The following is a 598-nucleotide window of genomic DNA, read 5'->3' on the forward strand; positions in this document are numbered from 1 at the left end:
TCCCTTAGCGTTGTTGTTTCAGGTATACCTCCAAACACTCCTGCCTTCTGCGGCGCAAACGGGTTAATAAATTCTGCATCCAAAATCTTATTCATATCCTGAGTCAGCTTCGTGTAACTTCTCCCCAGGGTAGTGCCCTTTTCACTCAGTGATCGTACAAACTGATCGAATCTTGCGCTTATGCTTGCAATCTCTGTCATCTGCACCGACTTCGTGCCGCTCAGCGCCAACTTTTCAGCTTGCATGGCCCTGGAAGCTGCTCCTGCCTCGCCACCGACGAAAAAGGAAGCTATGGTAAGTACCAATTCCGTTCCATATTTGCTTCGACTATAGGTATCTCCATTGATGACGTCTTCCTTGAAATCCCGCTTTACGCCTTCCCAGACTCCCACCAACGTTCTCAGCAGCTCATCTCGATGCTCCTTGTTGGAGTAGTATTTGCCTACATAAACGATGGGGTTCGAAACAAACTCCAAGGCCTCTAGAGGATTCTTCACGGCAAAATCCAATTCCTTATATAACAAGTCTGCCAACCCCAGAACGGTTTCCTCTACAACCGTGCCGATTCCTGCCAGGATGCCAGCGCTCATCGGATCAA

At 48.7% G+C, this 598-nt stretch carries 1 protein-coding gene; it reads right to left on the minus strand.

Annotation, left to right across the window (positions count from 1 at the left end):
* The coding region (locus AC6RNO_RS36760; protein WP_497108445.1) for a hypothetical protein at window positions 1-598 on the minus strand (598 nt) is incomplete at both ends.

The organism is Paenibacillus sp. sgz302190, assembly GCF_059820445.1.